This is a genomic window from Methylobacterium sp. 391_Methyba4, from assembly GCF_029691625.1.
In the GTDB taxonomy this organism is placed as follows: domain Bacteria; phylum Pseudomonadota; class Alphaproteobacteria; order Rhizobiales; family Beijerinckiaceae; genus Methylobacterium; species Methylobacterium fujisawaense.
In genome coordinates, this window is the sequence record NZ_CP121475.1 from 535,680 (window position 1) to 551,854 (window position 16,175).

General features: G+C 66.9%; 17 protein-coding genes. 10 read left to right on the top strand and 7 right to left on the bottom strand.

All coding sequences use genetic code 11. The annotated features are described in order from the left end of the window. The first annotated feature begins 176 nt into the window (after nt 1-176). The 4 genes from P9K36_RS02570 (at nt 177) to P9K36_RS02585 (ending at nt 4,782) form a co-directional block, all read left to right on the top strand. Nucleotides 177-320: a hypothetical protein gene (locus P9K36_RS02570; RefSeq protein WP_158498431.1), complete on the top strand. Its 144-nt coding sequence runs from the start codon at nt 177-179 to the stop codon at nt 318-320. Between the two features lie 118 nt (nt 321-438). Next, the gene (locus P9K36_RS02575) at nt 439-1,356 is read left to right on the top strand and encodes a hypothetical protein (RefSeq protein ID WP_043755312.1); all 918 of its coding nucleotides are present in this window, start codon (nt 439-441) and stop codon (nt 1,354-1,356) included. Continuing rightward, nucleotides 1,353-2,618, top strand: a complete 1,266-nt coding sequence (locus P9K36_RS02580) for an HlyD family efflux transporter periplasmic adaptor subunit (protein ID WP_158498432.1) — start codon at nt 1,353-1,355, stop codon at nt 2,616-2,618. The genes P9K36_RS02575 and P9K36_RS02580 overlap by 4 nt, the downstream gene beginning before the upstream one ends. A gap of 55 nt (nt 2,619-2,673) precedes the next feature. After that, nucleotides 2,674-4,782, top strand: a complete 2,109-nt coding sequence (locus P9K36_RS02585) for a peptidase domain-containing ABC transporter (RefSeq protein WP_236961620.1) — start codon at nt 2,674-2,676, stop codon at nt 4,780-4,782. Here P9K36_RS02585 and P9K36_RS02590 read toward each other — a convergent pair. Further along, nucleotides 4,721-6,211 carry a TolC family protein gene (locus tag P9K36_RS02590; RefSeq protein WP_100793890.1) on the bottom strand — a complete coding sequence of 497 codons (1,491 nt, stop codon included), beginning with the start codon at nt 6,209-6,211 and terminating at the stop codon, nt 4,721-4,723. The genes P9K36_RS02585 and P9K36_RS02590 overlap by 62 nt on opposite strands. Nucleotides 6,212-6,418: 207 nt before the next feature. On the opposite strand from P9K36_RS02590, the gene P9K36_RS02595 reads away from it, so the two are divergent. The 5 genes from P9K36_RS02595 to P9K36_RS02615 all read left to right on the top strand — a co-directional run bounded on the left by P9K36_RS02595 (nt 6,419) and on the right by P9K36_RS02615 (nt 11,093). Further along, on the top strand, nt 6,419-6,769 hold the full coding sequence (locus tag P9K36_RS02595; RefSeq protein WP_124263046.1) for a hypothetical protein: 351 nt from the start codon (nt 6,419-6,421) through the stop codon (nt 6,767-6,769). Between the two features lie 457 nt (nt 6,770-7,226). Then, nucleotides 7,227-7,979, top strand: a complete 753-nt coding sequence (locus tag P9K36_RS02600; RefSeq protein WP_306307440.1) for a Crp/Fnr family transcriptional regulator — start codon at nt 7,227-7,229, stop codon at nt 7,977-7,979. A 1,260-nt stretch (nt 7,980-9,239) separates the two neighbouring features. Then, nucleotides 9,240-9,500, top strand: coding sequence for a GlsB/YeaQ/YmgE family stress response membrane protein (locus P9K36_RS02605; protein ID WP_043351821.1), 261 nt, complete (start codon nt 9,240-9,242; stop codon nt 9,498-9,500). A 52-nt stretch (nt 9,501-9,552) separates the two neighbouring features. Next, nucleotides 9,553-10,539 carry a hypothetical protein gene (locus P9K36_RS02610; protein WP_043755314.1) on the top strand — a complete coding sequence of 329 codons (987 nt, stop codon included), beginning with the start codon at nt 9,553-9,555 and terminating at the stop codon, nt 10,537-10,539. Between the two features lie 65 nt (nt 10,540-10,604). Beyond that, the gene (locus tag P9K36_RS02615; RefSeq protein ID WP_236961616.1) at nt 10,605-11,093 is read left to right on the top strand and encodes a hypothetical protein; all 489 of its coding nucleotides are present in this window, start codon (nt 10,605-10,607) and stop codon (nt 11,091-11,093) included. Nucleotides 11,094-11,437: 344 nt separating this feature from the next. Here P9K36_RS02615 and P9K36_RS02620 read toward each other — a convergent pair whose 3' ends face one another. The 5 genes from P9K36_RS02620 to P9K36_RS02640 form a co-directional block, all read right to left on the bottom strand. Further along, nucleotides 11,438-11,707, bottom strand: a complete 270-nt coding sequence (locus tag P9K36_RS02620; RefSeq protein ID WP_043755316.1) for a hypothetical protein — start codon at nt 11,705-11,707, stop codon at nt 11,438-11,440. A 2-nt stretch (nt 11,708-11,709) separates the two neighbouring features. Next, a complete protein-coding gene (locus P9K36_RS02625) occupies nt 11,710-12,474 on the bottom strand; it encodes a Crp/Fnr family transcriptional regulator (RefSeq protein WP_111474284.1) in 765 nt (254 codons plus the stop codon). Between the two features lie 450 nt (nt 12,475-12,924). Further along, nucleotides 12,925-13,290: a hypothetical protein gene (locus tag P9K36_RS02630; RefSeq protein WP_274925908.1), complete on the bottom strand. Its 366-nt coding sequence runs from the start codon at nt 13,288-13,290 to the stop codon at nt 12,925-12,927. Between the two features lie 4 nt (nt 13,291-13,294). Then, a complete protein-coding gene (locus tag P9K36_RS02635; RefSeq protein WP_278306522.1) occupies nt 13,295-14,017 on the bottom strand; it encodes a hypothetical protein in 723 nt (240 codons plus the stop codon). Continuing rightward, nucleotides 14,014-14,307: a hypothetical protein gene (locus P9K36_RS02640; RefSeq protein WP_278306523.1), complete on the bottom strand. Its 294-nt coding sequence runs from the start codon at nt 14,305-14,307 to the stop codon at nt 14,014-14,016. The genes P9K36_RS02635 and P9K36_RS02640 overlap by 4 nt, the downstream gene beginning before the upstream one ends. A 203-nt stretch (nt 14,308-14,510) precedes the next feature. Between P9K36_RS02640 and P9K36_RS02645 the strand changes: the two genes are divergently transcribed. Beyond that, nucleotides 14,511-14,693 (top strand): hypothetical protein, encoded by a 183-nt coding sequence (locus tag P9K36_RS02645; protein ID WP_278306525.1) that lies wholly within the window; start codon nt 14,511-14,513, stop codon nt 14,691-14,693. 130 nt (nt 14,694-14,823) lie between these two features. Here P9K36_RS02645 and P9K36_RS02650 read toward each other — a convergent pair whose 3' ends face one another. Next, nucleotides 14,824-16,002 carry a zinc-dependent alcohol dehydrogenase gene (locus P9K36_RS02650; protein ID WP_278306526.1) on the bottom strand — a complete coding sequence of 393 codons (1,179 nt, stop codon included), beginning with the start codon at nt 16,000-16,002 and terminating at the stop codon, nt 14,824-14,826. Between the last annotated feature and the right edge of the window lie 173 nt (nt 16,003-16,175).

Here is a 16,175-nt window from a genome sequence, read left to right on the forward strand (position 1 = left end):
ATCCCGGGCCACAGCCGGTTCCACGGAAGAGGCGGACCTAACGCCGAACGGCGCAGGCCTTAACACTTACGCAAGCGATCCGATGCAACTACTGAGTGGTATCGACTCCGAGCCACCACAACTATAAGTGAGTCGGAGGCGACGACGGCGTCGCTGGTTAACGAGGCCTGAGAATTATGAAGAAACTCGACCTGAAGACCTTGAAGACTGTGTCCGGCGGTCATGGCTCCCAGCAGGGCCTGGCTGTCGGCTTGAATCTTGGCGGCCTCAGCGTCGGCGTTGGACTTGGGCTCGGATCGTCCTCCGGCAAGTCTCGCTGATCCAAGCGACCGGCGCGCGGGGCTCCGTCCCGCGCGCCGGCACACAGGCAGCCTAACATCGATCGTTCCGCGGCGGCTCCCGCGCCGGTCAGTCAGCGACTTCCAGGGGCGTCGGGCAATGGAGCCGATCTCGGGTGTCTCCAGGAAGGCGGCGCTCATCGCCGGACTGCCGCTCCCCCTGCGCCGCCTGGCTTTGCGAACCGTGTTCCGCGTATACGCAGCGGTCGGCCGCAGCCCGCGTTCCGGCCTCGCGGACCGGTTCGAACGCGTGCTCCGTCTGCCGCGTCGGGAGGCGCGGCGCCTCGACCGCGAGGCGGCCTTCCATGACGCGCTGGCCGAGCTGGAATGGCTCGCGCTCCTGACCCGCAGCCGGGCCGCGATCCAGCGGGACCTCGCCCATGTGGTGACCCAGTCGCCCGAGGTCCTGAGGCGGATCGCGGCGAGCGGTGAGCCGGTCATTCTCGCGCCCCTGCACATGGGTCCCTACGTGATCGGGCTCCTCAGCATCCTGGTCACCTTCTTCCCCGGCCGCTCCGTGCTGATCCTGAGACGCCGGGACGACAGGCCGCTGGAGACCCGGGTGATGGAACGCATCACCGAGTTCGGGATGCCGGTGCGCTTCCTCACCGTCACGGATCGGGCCGGCTATCTCCCCGCCATTCGCTATGCCCGACGGGGCGCGGTCATCGTCGTGTTCGCCGACCTGCCGCCGCGCTACGGCAAGCCGGCCCCGATGCCGATCTTCGGCCTACCGACCGCGTTCGCCTTCGGCATCGACAGCTTGGCGCACCTGACCGGCGCGACGGTGGTGCCCTTGGCGATCGGCGCCGAGGCGGGCGGTGCGTTGGTGGTTCCGCGCTATCCCTTCGCCGTGCAGGCAAACGATGCGCACGAACGCGGGCGCGTCGCGGACCTGATGCGCCGGCATATCGAGACGACGATCCGGGAACGTCCCGAACAATGGCACTTCTGGCCGTCGCTCCAGGAGTACCTGGCGGCCGAGGATCCCCCGATGCCCATCGAGAGGGCTGCGTGAGCGAAACCCTCGCCGCGCCCGGACGGACGCAACTCGGCTTTCTGCAGCGTCGGACGGGTGCCCTTCACCTCCATCGTGATCGTGGCGCCTCGGCCATGGCGTGGTTCTTCGGCCTGATGATCGTGCTGGTGATCATCGCCCTCTTCTTCGGCCGTTTCGCGCGAACCGAGTCCGTGCGGGGCTATGTCTCGGCGGTCTCCGGGATGTCGCGTCTGGATGCCCGCGCACCCGGCATCGTCGCTGCGATCGACGTGCGCCAGGGCGAGACGGTGCGGCGCGGCCAGCGGCTGATGCAGGTGAAGCTGCGCGAGCCGACGGTGGGCGGCGTCTCCACGGTCGCGGCGGATCTGACGAGCCTGACCGAGCGCCGGGCCGTCCTGGAGCGTGAACGCGACCGCCTGACGACCTTCCTCGCGCGGGCCGAGCGGGAGACAGCGGAGATCGACGCCAGTGTCGAGGCCGTGAGCGCGGCCTTTGCCCAACAGGAGACGATCCTGCGCATGGGCCTCCGGGAGCAGGGGGCAATCGTAGCGCGCGTCCAGACCTATCTCGACCAAGGTTACGCCACCCGAGACGCGCTCAATCTGCAACGCCGGACGCTCCTCGATTACGGACGGCAGATGGCCGAGTTGCAGGCCCGGCGCGCCGAGCTGCGGCAACAGGCGGACGAACGCAAACGCACCCAGCGCTTCGGCTTGGCCGAGAAGACTGGACAGCTCGCCGCCGTGCGCAACGAGCTGAGCGGAATCGTGGCTCGGATCGCCGGGCAGGCGGCGCAATCTCAACTCGACATCGTCGCCCCGGTCGATGGGCAGGTTGCCGGCCTGTTCGTGGAGACGGGCGCGTCCGTGGCGGCCGATCAGGTTCTTGCCGTCGTCGGCGACATCCGCGCCGACCCGGTGATCGTGCTCGGCGTGCCCGCGCGAGCGGTCGGCCTCGCCAAGGTCGGACAGAGGGTGGTGCTCAAATACGATGCCTTCCCGTTCAAGACCTTCGGCATCGGCCACGGGACCATCACGTCGATCTCGGAATCGCCCCTGCGTCCGGCTGCCGACCTGCCGCCTGCCCAGGACGCGCGGGAATCGAACCGGCAATCCACCTATCGGATCGAGGTCCTCCCGGAATCCCGCACCATCCGCGCCTACGGCGTCGACGAGCCGATCCGGATCGGTTCGACGCTGAGCGCCGACATCGTCGTGGAGCGGCGGCGGCTGATCGACTGGGTGCTCGATCCGATCCGGGCCATGCGCGGCAGGGGCTGACATCATGACGGGTTGGCTGAGCCGTATCCTGGCGCGGCGGCGCAGGATCCGCTGGATGGCCCAGAGCGAGGCCAAGGAATGTGGCCTCGCCTGCTTGGCGATGGTGGCCAATTACCACCGGCACCAGATCGACCTGAGCTACCTGCGTGCGCTTTTCCCCCTGTCGCAGTCCGGCATGTCTCTCGCCGACATCGTCGAGGTGGCCGACGGGCTGGGATTCGATGCCAACGGCTTCGCGCTGTCGAATGTCGGCGAGTTGTCCGGTGTGGCGCTCCCGGCGATCCTGCACTGGAATGGCAACCACTTCGTCGTCCTGGAGCGCATCGGGCGCGACGGCTACCGGATCCAAGACCCTGAATTCGGGCTGCGGATCTACGACCGCGCCGATATGGAACGCCTCTTCTCCGGGGTGGTCCTCGAATTCCAGCCGCGCATGGATTTTGCGCGCCTGACGGCCGAACGCCGCCTCGGCTTCATGGAGGTGTTCCGCGCGACCCGGGGGCTCGGCGGCACCGTCTGGCAGATCTGCCTGATCTCGCTCGCCATCGCCCTGCTGGGCCTCGGCATGCCGATCCTCCTGGAGATCGCCCTCGACGTGGTCATCCCGCAGGTCGATCTCGATCTGCTGCGCGTGCTCGCCATCGGGCTGGCGGCGATGATGGCCTTCGAGGCCGTGGGCCGCTGGCTGCGGGACGCCATCGTGCTGCGCTCATCGACGCTGATGCAGTTGCAGTTCACGCGCAACGTCGTGGGGCACGCCTTCCGGCTGCCACTCGGCTATTTCGAGCGGCGCCATCCCGGGGATTTCGTCGTGCGGGTCGATTCCATCGACCACATCAAGACCTTCCTGGTCGGCGGTCTCGTCACCGCCATCGCGGACACGCTCACGTCCGTGCTGCTCGTCGGCCTGATGTACTACTACGCGCCACTCATGGCCGGCTTGACCTTGCTGACTCTCGCGGCCGTTCTGCTGGTCCGGGCCGTGACGTTTCCGGCCCTGAACCGGTACACCGCGACCTCCCTGGAGGCCCGCTCCGAAGAGCAGGGTCGGCTCCTCGACGGTCTGCGCCGGGTCGACACCCTGAAGGCCCATAACGCCGCGGACCTGTTCGCGATGCGATGGTTCGAGAGCTTCGCGCGCTTCGCCAACACGGATTTCCGCGCCCGCCACGCGACGATCGATGCCGAACTTTTCATGCATCTCGTCATCGCGACGAGCACCGTGACGACGCTGTACATGGGTGTGACCGGCGTCATCGGGAACACCCTGACGATCGGCTCGCTCTACGCCTTCTTCGCCCTGCGCGGCGACTTCTTCGAACGGGTGAACCGGCTGACGGTCAACCTGATGCATCTCTCGGTGATGCGGGTTCACTTCCAGCGTCTGGACGATCTCGTCGGCCAGGAGGCGGAGCCGGGCGCGGACGATGTCTGCATCCACCGGAAAGTGCGCCGGACGGTGGCGCTCGAAAACGTCCGCGTGCAATTCGGCCGGGCGGATGCCCCGCTCTTGCGCGACGTCGACCTGACGATCGACATCGCGGCTGGCGAGAGCATCGCGATCGTGGGTGCCTCCGGCTCGGGCAAATCGTCCCTGCTCAAGATCCTGGCGAGCCTCCACGAGCCGGCGGCGGGCCGTCTCAGTGTGGACGGAGCCGCCCTGCAGCAGTTCGGCCGGCGGGAATTCCGGGCCAATCTCGGCGTCGTCTTCGCCGACGATGGCGTGTTCGCCGGGACCGTGGCCGACAATCTGTCCCTGTTCGACCCGTCCGTCACGCGGGCGCAGATGGAGCGGGCCCTCGATCAGGTCGGCCTGCGCGAGGCGGTCGAAGCCTTGCCCCAAGATTTCGCCACACTGATCGCGGAGGAGAGCGGCCTGCTGTCGACCGGCCAGCGGCGGCGTCTGCTCATCGCCCGGGCCCTGTGCCGTCAGCCGCGCCTCCTGCTCCTCGACGAGGTGACCGCCAACCTCGACCCGGACACCGAGCGGTCGCTGATCGACAGTCTGCGGCGTGTGGAGGCCGCAAAGGTCTATGTCACCCACAGCCGGCAGGTCCTCGCCGGTGTCGATCGGGTGCTGCGGATCCACGACGGGCGCCTCGTCACGGAGCGTCATCTGGATCGATCCGCGACAGACGCAGCACCGGTTCCGGAGCCGGCTTGAACTCCGTGTGGCTTCCCCGCAGCGGAGGGACGCCGGATCGGACCAGCGGCGATTCCGCAACCCGAGACGCGGCCCGCGGAAGCACCCGCGCCCGTTTGCCGACGGCGCCCGGATGGTCGACGTCGAGCAAGCCGGCGGCGGCTGCGAGCGCGAGCGACAGGGCGTCCCGCTCCGCCGCGACGGCCGCCGCGCCGGCCTCCGCGTCACCCAGCTCGGCCCGGAGGTTCAGCGCGTCGAAGATCGTCCGAAAGCCGGCGACACGCTCGATCTCCATGCCCTTGACGGACTGACGCAGGGCAACCACCCGGGCGTAAAGCCGCGCCGCCTGCTCGGCGACGGTTTTGTGCCGGAGGAAGTCGACGCGCGCCGTGCTGAGCGTCGTGCGCTCGATATCCTGGACCTCATAGCCCCGCTGGCGCGCCGCCGCGGAAGCCTCCGCGACGCGCGGGAATGCGCCGGGCTCGTAGAGGGGGATCCGGGCGAGCAGGCGCGTCGTGGTGTCGGTGATCCGATCCAGGGCTGCGCTGTAGCCGAATTGAGAGATCCGCGAGACCTGCAGATTCACGCTCGGCAGCAGGTCGGCGGTCACGGCGTCGGCCCGCGCCGCATCCGATTGAACGCCGAGACGCGCCGCGATCAGCCCTGGATTGTTGGTGCGGACGAGCGCCTCGTAGGCTTCCGGCGTGCGGGGCAGCGTGCCGGGCAGGCGCGGCGGGGCAACCCGCTCTGGATCCATCCCGGTGAGACGGATCACGGTCGCCCGGGACGCCGCGAGATCCGAGCGCGCCCGCTCGCGCTCAGCCTCCGCCGCCTGGAGCCGGGATCGGGCCAGCGCGGCATCGGTGCGCGTCGCGTCCCCGACCGCGAGCTGGCGCTCCGTGGCGTCGAGGATCCGGCCGATCGCTGCGCATTGGGCATCCCTGAATTCCAGGATCTGCGTGTCCCGCATGACCGATAGGACGGCGATCGCCGCGTCGAGGAGGACCTGCTGACGCTTCCCCGCGACGAGGGCGCGTCCGGCATCCGTCTGTGCATCGACCGCACGGAGCGTGTTCAGTCGTCGAAACCCGTCGAAAAGCGGCAGGTCGGCCACGAGTCCGAGTTGGTAGGGCGCTGCGCGCGGCGTCACGTCGAGGCCCACGACCGTCGGAGCGATCTCGGGGCTGTAGCGGATCCGGCTGCTCAGCGGCGCGTCGGCCAGCACTGAGACGGTCGGCATGAAGGCGTCCTTCGCGCCTCGGAGCCGCGCTTCGGCACCCTCCTGCCGTGCATTCTCCGCTCGGAGGGTAAAGCTTTCCACGAGCGCGGCCGCGGCTGAATCGAGCTTTTCACCACCGACAGCCGGTCGCGTCACAGGGATGACGAGAAGTCCGATCGTCATCGCAGCAGCCGCGACTCGGGATCTCCGAGCCGGCATCCACGTCCCCATCGCTTACGACACATTCGAAGCCACTGCGCATCGCGGAGTCGCCTGGGCCAGATCCGTTCGCGTCGCCTGCCCGCCACCGATGTTGTGGCAAAGAAAATATTAACTACAACTTAAAGGTGCGAAAATTGCAGAGGTTCAGGCTGGGGTTCCCCCCTCGGATTCTCGGCGGCAGCGTACACGGCGAGCGAGCGGACGTCGAAGCGGCCGATGCCTGACATTTCCAATCCGGACCGATGCGCAGGCCCCGGAAGCGGTTACAACCTGTGTTTGGGTGCCATGCCCCGGCATGATGAAGCTTCCACCCGAAGCGCGGAGGGTTGCCCGTCCAATCGTGTCCCCCGGCAGGAAGCCGCCCCGAACGTACTGGTCGAGCTCGAATGGCCGGCCAACGCGCATATCGAGGCGCATGCCACCGCTATCGCCGCCGGGGAGGTCGATGCGTTCCTCGGCCGCGACCTTCTGGTCGATCGTCCCGGAGCGACGACCTTCTCCTTGAGCGTCGTGCCGGAGGGGAGCGGCCGCCTCGTCGCCAGAGGCCTGTGCCGCCGGACGAGGTGAGGGCAGAGACCCCGGTGCTGTCTGCCGGCAGCGGCGCCGCCGCGCGTTGGCGAGATCACGTCGATCGGACTCTGGCCGCGTAGGCAGGCGAGTCACCCCGTGAGCTTCTGATCCTGATCTGGATCGTCGAGGCCCTGCGCAGGCGTGGACAGCGCATCAGACGGATCTCCCGACACGGATCGATGACCGGCAGCAGGCAGCGCGTCAGGCTCCGCACGGCCAGCGCGACAAGACAAGACGCCGGGTGCCGGCGAGCATCCGGAAGCGCCTTCATCACTTCAAGGGCCAAGTTCTCGACGACTGGTCCCGCCACGCGGCTGGCTCCGGCGACGTGACGCGGGCCTCGCGATCGACCGCCGGAAGGGGAAAAATATCCGTCCTATGAAGGAGCGGGTGTCTGATAATGGACCTAAGGTACTATGTTGCCCTTTGCCACCGTGGCCCGATGCAAGATGCCTTGATCCGCAAGCTTGAGAGCTTTGAGGACCTCACCGACGGCGATCGAGCTGCGCTGAGAGCCCTCGTTCCCCGCGTGCGCCAAGTGCCCGCACGTACGGACCTCATCGAGGAAGGCCATGTTCCCGAGCGGATTCATCTCATCCTTGACGGCTATGCCTGCCGTTACAAGGTCTTGCCGGACGGTCAGCGCCAGATCATGGCCTACCTGGTGCCGGGCGACTTCTGTGACCTGAACGTCTTCATCCTCGATCAGATGGACCATGCCATCGGCACGATCTCCCCTTGCCAAGTGGTCGAGATCTCCCGGAACGCCATCGAGGAGGTTACGGCACACTACCCTCAGGTGACCCGCGCGTTATGGTGGTGTGCCCTCGTGGACGAGGCGATCCTGCGCGAGTGGCTGGTCAACATTGGCAGCCGGCAGGCCCATCAGCGGATCGCACATCTGTTCTGCGAGCTGTTGTTGCGCTTGGAAGCCGTCGGGCGCGTCAGCGACAACAGTTACGCGTTCCCGTTCACACAGACCGACATCGCGGACACGATGGGCCTGTCGGACGTGCACGTGAGCCGCACGCTGAGGGAGTTGCGTCGGCTTCAATTCATCACGCTGAAGCGCCGGGTCCTGACGATCTTGGACGTTGAGCAACTCAAGGCGTATTGCGGATTCAACCCAAATTATCTGCACCTCAGAAACACGCGGTGGAGCGCCCGCCGGCAGGTGCCGTGGCTGAGCAGCAGCCACGGAGCGTAGCGGTTGCGGGCCGGGAGGACGTCCGAGATCCTGGGCGCTCCAGCGGATCTCCGCCGACACCGGGCTCTGATCACGAAGGCATGCCGGCAGTCGCGAGCGGGCTTCGGGTGATCGTTATCACGCATCTTGTCGCGCTGAAGGACCCGGCGAATAAAATAGGCCTCTCATTGCTTATTTCGGCCTCTGAGCCGACATACGCGCGCCAGCACCCTATACTATCGAAGGCACGGCGCGTTTGATACGTGAATTTATACGTGGAATACGCATAAGGTTTACAGCCTCAGAGCACAACATCATCGCGAGGCGCTATATGGACCTTTAGCTGCATCTACAGGAGCAAGATCGTCGAATCGACGATCCTGTGTTGCGTCGGTGTAGCGATCGGCACGCCGTTCTCGCCGGGACCTAGCGAGTCTGATAACCAATTCCAAAAACTGATTTACGGCTCTACGTCGAAGACTTGCGCAGAATCGGAACGCCGGCGCGGTTCATCCATGTTTCGCGGATGTCACCAAAGGGCGTCCTGACCCGTCGTATCGCCGATGCTGCTCATGCCGGCGCGGCGTAGGAGGATGGCGCTGCCGTCCCTGCATCACGGCTTTCGACGTTTCGGTCGCAGGGTTGGCGACGGAGCACTCCGACACGCCGAAACGAAGGGCAACCGCTGTTAAAGCTCGCCAGCACCGGAGGATACCCACCCCGTAGCGCCCGCAAGAACGTAGCTGGGGTTCTGGTCCGGCACCGTGCGCAGCCACATCGCGCGCAGGTACGGTGTGACCGGCGTCAAACGAAACGGCGTCGTCGCTCTATACGCCGTGAGACGCCGGATCGAACAAAATCATTCATTTGATAGATTTGTAAAAATTCTGAGACTAAAACAACAAGCGCAAATCACTCAAGCTGGATCCCGAAGTTTTTAAATAGAACTTCGGAACATCTCGCCAGGCGCGGTCATTGAACAGGAGTACCCCGCTCGATTTTGGCATCTCGGTGGCGGCCCAGCCGGCAACCGAGGTGAGAAAGTTCTGTCGCGAAATCACGCCGTGACCTGATCGAGCTGACTGTCGGCACGATCAGCGGGGACATCCAGCCGGGAGCCGCGGCCCCGATCGAGGCGCGGTGCGCCGGGACGAAGACGACGCAGAGACAGGCTCACCGTCCTGCACGAGGCGGCTGGCATCGCAGCGCGTCGAACGCCTGCCCCCATCGGCGCCGCTCCGGTGCCGGAACCCTGAAACGCACCGCGAACCGGAGACGTTCATGTCCCTCCTTGCCTGGATCATCCTCGGCCTGATCGCCGGCTTCATCGGCAGCAAGATCGTCAACAACACCGGCCAGGGTGTGCTCGTCGATATCTTGCTCGGCGTCATCGGTGCCGTGGTCGGCGGATTCCTGTTCGAGCAGTTCGGGCAACCCGGCGTTTCGGGCCTCAACCTCTACAGCCTGCTCGTCGCGGTCGTCGGGGCCGTGGTCGTGCTGTGGCTCTACCACGCCCTCGTGCGACGCGGCCGGATCGTCTGATCCGCTTCAGCCGCCCGTTCCCTCGCAAATCACAGATCCCGGAGAAACCACAATGGCTACCGTCACCGATACCACCCTCGCGGCGACCGGCCGCGCCATCCCGGACCGGCCGGTGCTCGACCGTGGCCCGCCTCAGGGCAGCGCCGTCACACCGTCCGAGGACATCCGCACGATGATGCTGCACTCGGTCTCGTGGGGGGCGGTCCTCGCCGGCGCCACGGTCGGGCTGATCGCCCAGGTCATCCTGAACATGCTCGGCCTCGGCATCGGCCTGTCGACGGTGGATCCCCTTGGCGACGGCACCCCGGCGGCGAGCGCGATCGGCATCGGAGCGGGTCTCTGGTTCGTCGTCTCCGGCGTCCTCGCCGCGGTGGCGGGTGGCGCTCTGGCCGGCCGGCTTTCGGGCAAGCCGTCGGCCGCAACCGCCGGGTATCACGGCCTTCTCGCCTGGGCGGTCTCAACCCTCGTCGTGCTGTACATGCTCTCGTCGGCGGCGAGCGGCCTCGTCGGCGGCGCCCTCGGGACGGCTTCGACGGCCATCGGTGGGATGAGCAACGCCGCGGGCGGATCCGTCTCGACCCTGGCGCAGGCGGCCGCCCCGTCGTTGACGAGGGTCACCGATCCGTTCTCGGAGATCGAAGCCGGCGTCCGCAGCAACACCGGCTCCGATCCGGCCGCGCTGAAGGACACTGCGGTGACCGCGATGCGCGCCGCCGTCTCGGGTGACGGCGCCCAGCAGGCCGCCGCCCAGGAGAAGGCGGCCGTCGCCCTCGCCAAGGCACAGAACATCCCGGTCGAGCAGGCCCGGACCCAGGTCGGCCAATACACCCAGCAGTTCAAGGAAACCCTCGCTTCGGCCAAGGAGCAATCGAAGCAGATCGCCGACGCCGCGGCCCGCCGGGTGTCCCAGGGGGCGCTGTTCGGGGCCCTTGCCCTGATCTTCGGAGCGCTGGCCGCCTTCTTCGCCGGCCGCAGCGCCGCCGTCGATCGGACAGACGGCCGAGCGGCAGGTCAGCCGCTGACGCCGCGCCGCGCATGAGCACCGACGGTCGAGGCCAACCGCGCCTCGACCGGCCTTTCACGTCCCGGACCCGATCCGAACCGGTGTCGGCCCTGGGCGTCCTCAGTCAGACCTCTCCGGCACCGCCCGGCGGCGTGACCGAGCTCCATCTCGCCATCCTGCTCGCGACGGCCTCATGCAAGCCGCTCGGCGCGCGGGCCGAGACGCCATCGACCCGTCCGCCACGGCACCCCCGCCGCGGATCCACCGCCCGCCAGACTTCCAAGGAGTCCACCGTGAAGACCGTCTCCACACTGACCGGCGCAATCGCCGCACTGCTCCTCTCAGCCGGCCTCGCCGCGGCTGCCCCGTGCACGACCGGGACCACCACGAACAGCACGAGTCACCAAGCCGGAGATGCCTCCTCGAACGTCGATGGTGGCTCGACCGCGAATGTGACACCGGGCGCCAAGGCCGAATCCCCGGGCACGGTCGGCGCGATGAACAACGTGGGCGCGCAAGCGAAGCCCTCCACGAACCAGGCCAAGGCGCCGGAGGGCAAGGTGATCAAGCCCGGCGACGACGATTGCTGAGGACGGGACCACGGCACCCCGTTTTCGCCTGAGCGACGCCCGCGGAGGAGCGCGCGTCGCTCAGGTTCGTGAATTCCTGGGCTCGGCATATCCAGGGCCCCTGCGAGACCCTCGCCACCCCCAGCGCAGACGCTGGGCGCGGGGAGGGGGGCCGGCTCTGGCCTCGCCGTCCGCACCCTCGTAGCGGTTTTTGGGGATACCGGTGCCGCTGCACCGACGTGGCGCCGGCCAATCTCGACACCGGACCGGCTGGTCCCCGTCGACAAGCGGCCGGCTCGGATCGTGGCCGGCGCGACTGCCGTCATCCTGTCCGCGGGATCGCCATGGCCATTCGGCGGTGAGCGTCACCGGTTCAGATGATGACGCACCCAGCGCGTGGCGTGCTCGAGGGTGGGGAAGGCATCCACCCGCACGCCCTGGAGCGGTCCGAACCCCGCCTCCAGGAACCAATAACCCGGATGCGCATGCTCGGGTGCATCGAGGCGCACCAGCACGCCAACCAGCAGGCCGTTGGCGATTATCAGCATGCCGTCGCGGTCAAGGCTGCCGGTGTCCACCGCGATCGGCTGAAGCTTTAGCACGAGCAGCGTCTCGACGTTGCCCCGCCTGGCCATTCCTATCCTCCTTCGGCGCGGCCGGGCCAGCTCAGGTCACGCCGCTCGCCCCAGCGCGTGTTGCGCAGGTGCAGGTAGTTCGGCGTGAAGTCGCAGAACGCCTTAAGCCGCTCGACGTCGAGGATGGTCAGCACCCGCTGCTTGAGATGGATCAGGCCGAGGGCGCGCAGATCGCCCAATGTCCGGTTCACGTGCACGTCGGACAGGCCCATCGTCTCGGCAATCTCGGTCTGCGTGAGCGGGAACGCGTAGCTGTTGTCGGTGACCCGTCCCACCGCCTCCAGGCGCATCAGAAGTTCGCAGAAGAGGTGCGCGATGCGCGGAGCCGGAAGGCGCCCGCCGATGTTGACGAGCCACTCGCGCAGGACGGCGCCGTCGACCAGCGAGCACCACCAGAAGGCGCGCGCGATGCTCGCGTGGTGCGTCGCGGTCTCATCGATCGCCTGGCGCGGGATGTCCACGACCTGGCATGTCGAGATCGTGCCGATGGCGTGGTCCATCTCGTCCAGGATGAAGACGTTCAGGTCGCAGAAGTCGCCGGGCACGAGCAGGGCCATGATCTGGCGCTGGCCGCCCGGCAGGACCTTGTAGCGGCACGCGAAGCCGTCGAGGATGAGGAGGACGTTCTCGGGCTTGTCGCCCTCCTGAATCAGATCCTGGCGAGCCCCGACCTGCCGGACCTTGATCACCAAGCCGTTCAGGGCCCAACGGGCCTGATCGGAGAGGGGCTCGAAACTCTCGAGCTTGCGTGTCAACGCATGCTGCATCGGACCGCCCTCCCAAGTGAGCGGACGGCGCGACCGTCGGGGCGCGGCCCATGGGAGGAACGCGCTGCCCGGTCTGAGTGATCCCCGGCGAAGATCGGAAGTTCGACCCCGGACCTTTGCGCCCAAAGCGGCGAGCACCGGCCAGATCGAAAAGAAGCCCCGCGGCCCGGAGGGGGCTGCAGGGCCTGAGTGGGTTCGGGTCGGAAGAAGCCGTGCGGGCGATGAGGAAGCAAGGAACGCTCGCGGTGTTCGCTGCACTCACGTCACCGGGCAACAGCCAGATGCTTGTGCCAGGAATCGTGGAGACCCATTCGGTCAAAAAGCAGGATTGCGCGAGATTTTCCGATCTCAGCGCACTCTATTGGTGGTTTAATTCAAAAATAACACCTCTTGGGATCGCGTTAGCGATGATCCGACTCACGTCGATGACCGGGATCGGACCTTGCGCCCTCAACCCCACAAGGCGCTGAAGGTGCGTTCGAAATCCCCGATCAAGGTCCGGTTGCAGAAGCGGTGCAGGACGGGGCCGTCCGTCGTACCCTCGCGCATCTCGATCGACTCGGTGTTCTGATCGTAGGCGAAGGTCAGATGGCGGCCGCCGAGGGTGGTCGACAGGATGGCTTTAGCGCCCCCCGCGTCCTGCATCATCTCGGTCGATCCCGGCGCGGCGCGCCACATGATCCCGCCGAGCAGCGCCAGGGTGACCGCCTTCATCTGCAGGTCCTCGGCTTCGGATTGCGCGATGACGCGCACCGCGTAGCGCCGCACGGCGTCGAGGTCAGTCGTCTCGGACCGGACCGGGGCGAACAGGGCCATCGGCTTATTCCCGTCTCGTCGTTATCTCGGTTGCACCGGTCGCGGTGGCGGAATAGCCGCCCCACCCCTCTGTCGAAACGGGCGACGTGCCGCCCCAGCCCTCGGCCCCCCACGTCGCGAGGCGCAGCGTCGTATCGACCGAGCCATGGTCCTTCAGAATGCCCATGACGCGGTCACGCTGAGCGTCCGCGACCACGAGGTTCAGCATCGCCGCGCCCAACCTCAGCTGCGCGCAGCAGGCGTCCAGCGCCTCAGGAGGCACGCCACACGTCTCGAGCCGATCCCGGAGGGCCTGGCCCCCGCCGGTATCCGGCGCGTCCGCCTCGGCATGGTCGGCATCCGGATCGGGAGGATCGACCACGAGCCGGATCGCCTGCTCGGGGATGCCGGCCGCGACGAGCGTGGCTGTCGCGGCCTGTGCCTTTCTCCGGCTCTCATAGAGCGCGAAAATTCCCAGCCTCGCAGTCGCACCTTCCCGCGAGGGGAGGGGCTCCTCCGGCTGAGCGGCCGAATGGCCCTCGGACGCGATCTCCGTCCGCGCCGCGGCGATGAACGCGGCCTGCTGGTCCACGCTCAGCGCGAAACCGGCGCTCATCGTGGATCCCGCCATAGGGTCAGGATCCGACCACATCCGGTCGCCCGGCCCGTTGTCGAGGAAGTTACGCTGCGCGCGTTCGAGCACCGCAGCCTCGACCGGATCGTCGTTCGCCTTCTCAGCCGCGGTCATGGATTGACGCTGCGCAGGGCAGGCTGCGGGTACGCCGGATTCCCGCCCGGCACGCCCGTGCTGTTGTCCGATGACGGAGTGTCGGCTTTGCCGGATTCGGAGCCGGTGATCTGCTTGCGCGAGGCCGCTTGGCTTTGGCTGGCATAGTCCGGCGGTGCTGTCGCCCCCTGCCAGATCATCAGCCCCGCCAGGGACGTCAGCATCAGGCCGACACTGACGATCAGGACGTAGAGGGCGGGCCGACCGCGCTTGCCCTGGCGGCTGTCCTGTCCGGAAATATTGTCTGACACACGTGAACCTCGCTGGCTCGAATCTGTCGAGCCTGGGCGAACAACGTGCGATGTATGACCGAAGTTCTAGCCGTGTGACGTTATGAGCCTGTTATTTCAAGTATTTACTAAATAAGATGTCAAATGATCATTATCGGGTATTCATTTGACCTCATACTGCGGAGAGGCCTCCGTCGTGATGGCCGGAACTTGAGGATCGAACCATGTCGCTCATGATGTCCGTCGCCCTGGCCGTGGCAGCCGCCGGGGGCGCCCTATCCCTGGTGACGGATTCCGGCGCTTCGGTCTCCGAGCAGGTCGCGGGTTCGGATCTCGCCTTCTTCGGAGGCATCGGCGCTGTGGCGCTCGGCGGATCGGCCGCGTTGGTCTCGATGGTGACCGGTTGACGCTCGCGCCGATGCCGCGCGCCGCGCCCCCGGGTCTGCGTGACCGGCTTCGGTCGCCCGACACGCACAAGAGGGCCGCCCGCCCGTGTCTCTGGGAGCAGGCGCGGCGTTGCAGCCGCCGCGCCCGATGTCAGCCGTGCGGCTTGAACACGACCTTCGTGCAGTTGTCGGTCTTGTCCCGAAAAGCTTTGTAGAGCGCCGGACCTTCCTCCAGATTGGTGGAACGGTGGCTGATGATGAAGGACGGATCGATATCCCCGTTCTGGATGTGCTCCAGCAGGGGCTTCATGTAGCGGACCATGTGGGTCTGGCCCGTCTTGAGGGTGAGACCCTTGTTCATCAGGACGCCGAGCGCCACCGGTCCGACGGGACCGGCGAAGACACCCGGCATCGAGACGTTGCCGCCGGGACGGCACGCCAGGATCGCCTGATTGAGCGCGAAGGGCCGCTCCAGGCTCACCGTGTGCTCCATGATGGCGGAGGACACTTTCTGGAGGGTCGTGTCTGCCCCGTGGGATTCCATCCCGACGGCCTCAATCACGGAATCGGGCCCCAGGCCGTGGGTCATCTCCATCAGCGTGTCCTGCACGTTCTGATGGCCGAGGTCGATGGTCTCGGCACCGGCCTCACGGGCCAGCGCCAGCCGCTCGGGCACGCTGTCGATGGCGATGATGCGCTTGGCGCCGAGCAGGTAGCAGCACTTCACCGCGAGCACGCCGACCGGGCCGCAGCCCCAGATCGCGACCGTGTCCTCCGGGCCGATGTCGCAGTGTTCCGCGGCCTGGTAGGCCGTCGGGAAGATGTCGCTGAGGAACAGGACCTGCTCGTCGCTGAGGCCCTCGGGAACCACGATGGGGCCGACATCCGCGTAGGGCACGCGGAGATACTCGGCCTGGCCGCCCGCGAAGCCGCCGGTGATGTGCGAGAAGCCGAACAGGCCGGCGAGCGGATAGCCGTAGGTCTGCGCCTGGAGCTTGCCGTTCGGGTTTGTGCGCTCGCAGCAGCTCCAGTTGCCCCATTTGCACTGCCGGCACTCGCCGCAGCAGATCGTGAACGGCACGACGATGCGGTCGCCGACCTTCAGCTTCCGGTTGTCACGCCCGACCTCGATGACCTCGCCCATCGTCTCGTGGCCGAGGATGTCGCCGCATTCCATGGTCGGCATGAACCCGCCCATGAGGTGCAGGTCCGAGCCGCAGATGGCGCAGGCGGTCACCTTGATGATGACGTCCCGCCCCTCCTCGATCTTCGGGTCGGGCACCGTCTCGCAGGTGATCGTTCCGCGGCTCTGCCAGGTGAGTGCTTTCATCGCAAATATCTCCATCGCCAAACAGCGGCGTTCTGAAATCAACCGCCATTTCACGTCGAATGATCCGGATAATTCCGCACCTCATTCCGGCAAATTACGTTGCCGATTATTTATTCATAGGATCGGGATCGATCGCTGAACTCCGGTGTTGGCATATTGCAGTGCGTCATCCC

Excerpts from the sequence above, each read along its gene's own strand:
- P9K36_RS02605 (WP_043351821.1), top strand. The coding sequence starts at position 9,240 with ATGTCCCTCCTTGCCTGGATCATCCTCGGCCTGATCGCCGGCTTCATC.
- P9K36_RS02610 (WP_043755314.1), top strand. The coding sequence starts at position 9,553 with ATGGCTACCGTCACCGATACCACCCTCGCGGCGACCGGCCGCGCCATC.
- P9K36_RS02625 (WP_111474284.1), bottom strand. The coding sequence starts at position 12,474 with ATGCAGCATGCGTTGACACGCAAGCTCGAGAGTTTCGAGCCCCTCTCC.
- P9K36_RS02570 (WP_158498431.1), top strand. The coding sequence starts at position 177 with ATGAAGAAACTCGACCTGAAGACCTTGAAGACTGTGTCCGGCGGTCAT.
- P9K36_RS02630 (WP_274925908.1), bottom strand. The coding sequence starts at position 13,290 with ATGGCCCTGTTCGCCCCGGTCCGGTCCGAGACGACTGACCTCGACGCC.
- P9K36_RS02575 (WP_043755312.1), top strand. The coding sequence starts at position 439 with ATGGAGCCGATCTCGGGTGTCTCCAGGAAGGCGGCGCTCATCGCCGGA.
- P9K36_RS02645 (WP_278306525.1), top strand. The coding sequence starts at position 14,511 with ATGTCGCTCATGATGTCCGTCGCCCTGGCCGTGGCAGCCGCCGGGGGC.
- P9K36_RS02650 (WP_278306526.1), bottom strand. The coding sequence starts at position 16,002 with ATGAAAGCACTCACCTGGCAGAGCCGCGGAACGATCACCTGCGAGACG.
- P9K36_RS02585 (WP_236961620.1), top strand. The coding sequence starts at position 2,674 with ATGGCCCAGAGCGAGGCCAAGGAATGTGGCCTCGCCTGCTTGGCGATG.
- P9K36_RS02595 (WP_124263046.1), top strand. The coding sequence starts at position 6,419 with ATGCCTGACATTTCCAATCCGGACCGATGCGCAGGCCCCGGAAGCGGT.
- P9K36_RS02620 (WP_043755316.1), bottom strand. The coding sequence starts at position 11,707 with ATGGCCAGGCGGGGCAACGTCGAGACGCTGCTCGTGCTAAAGCTTCAG.
- P9K36_RS02635 (WP_278306522.1), bottom strand. The coding sequence starts at position 14,017 with ATGACCGCGGCTGAGAAGGCGAACGACGATCCGGTCGAGGCTGCGGTG.
- P9K36_RS02590 (WP_100793890.1), bottom strand. The coding sequence starts at position 6,211 with ATGGGGACGTGGATGCCGGCTCGGAGATCCCGAGTCGCGGCTGCTGCG.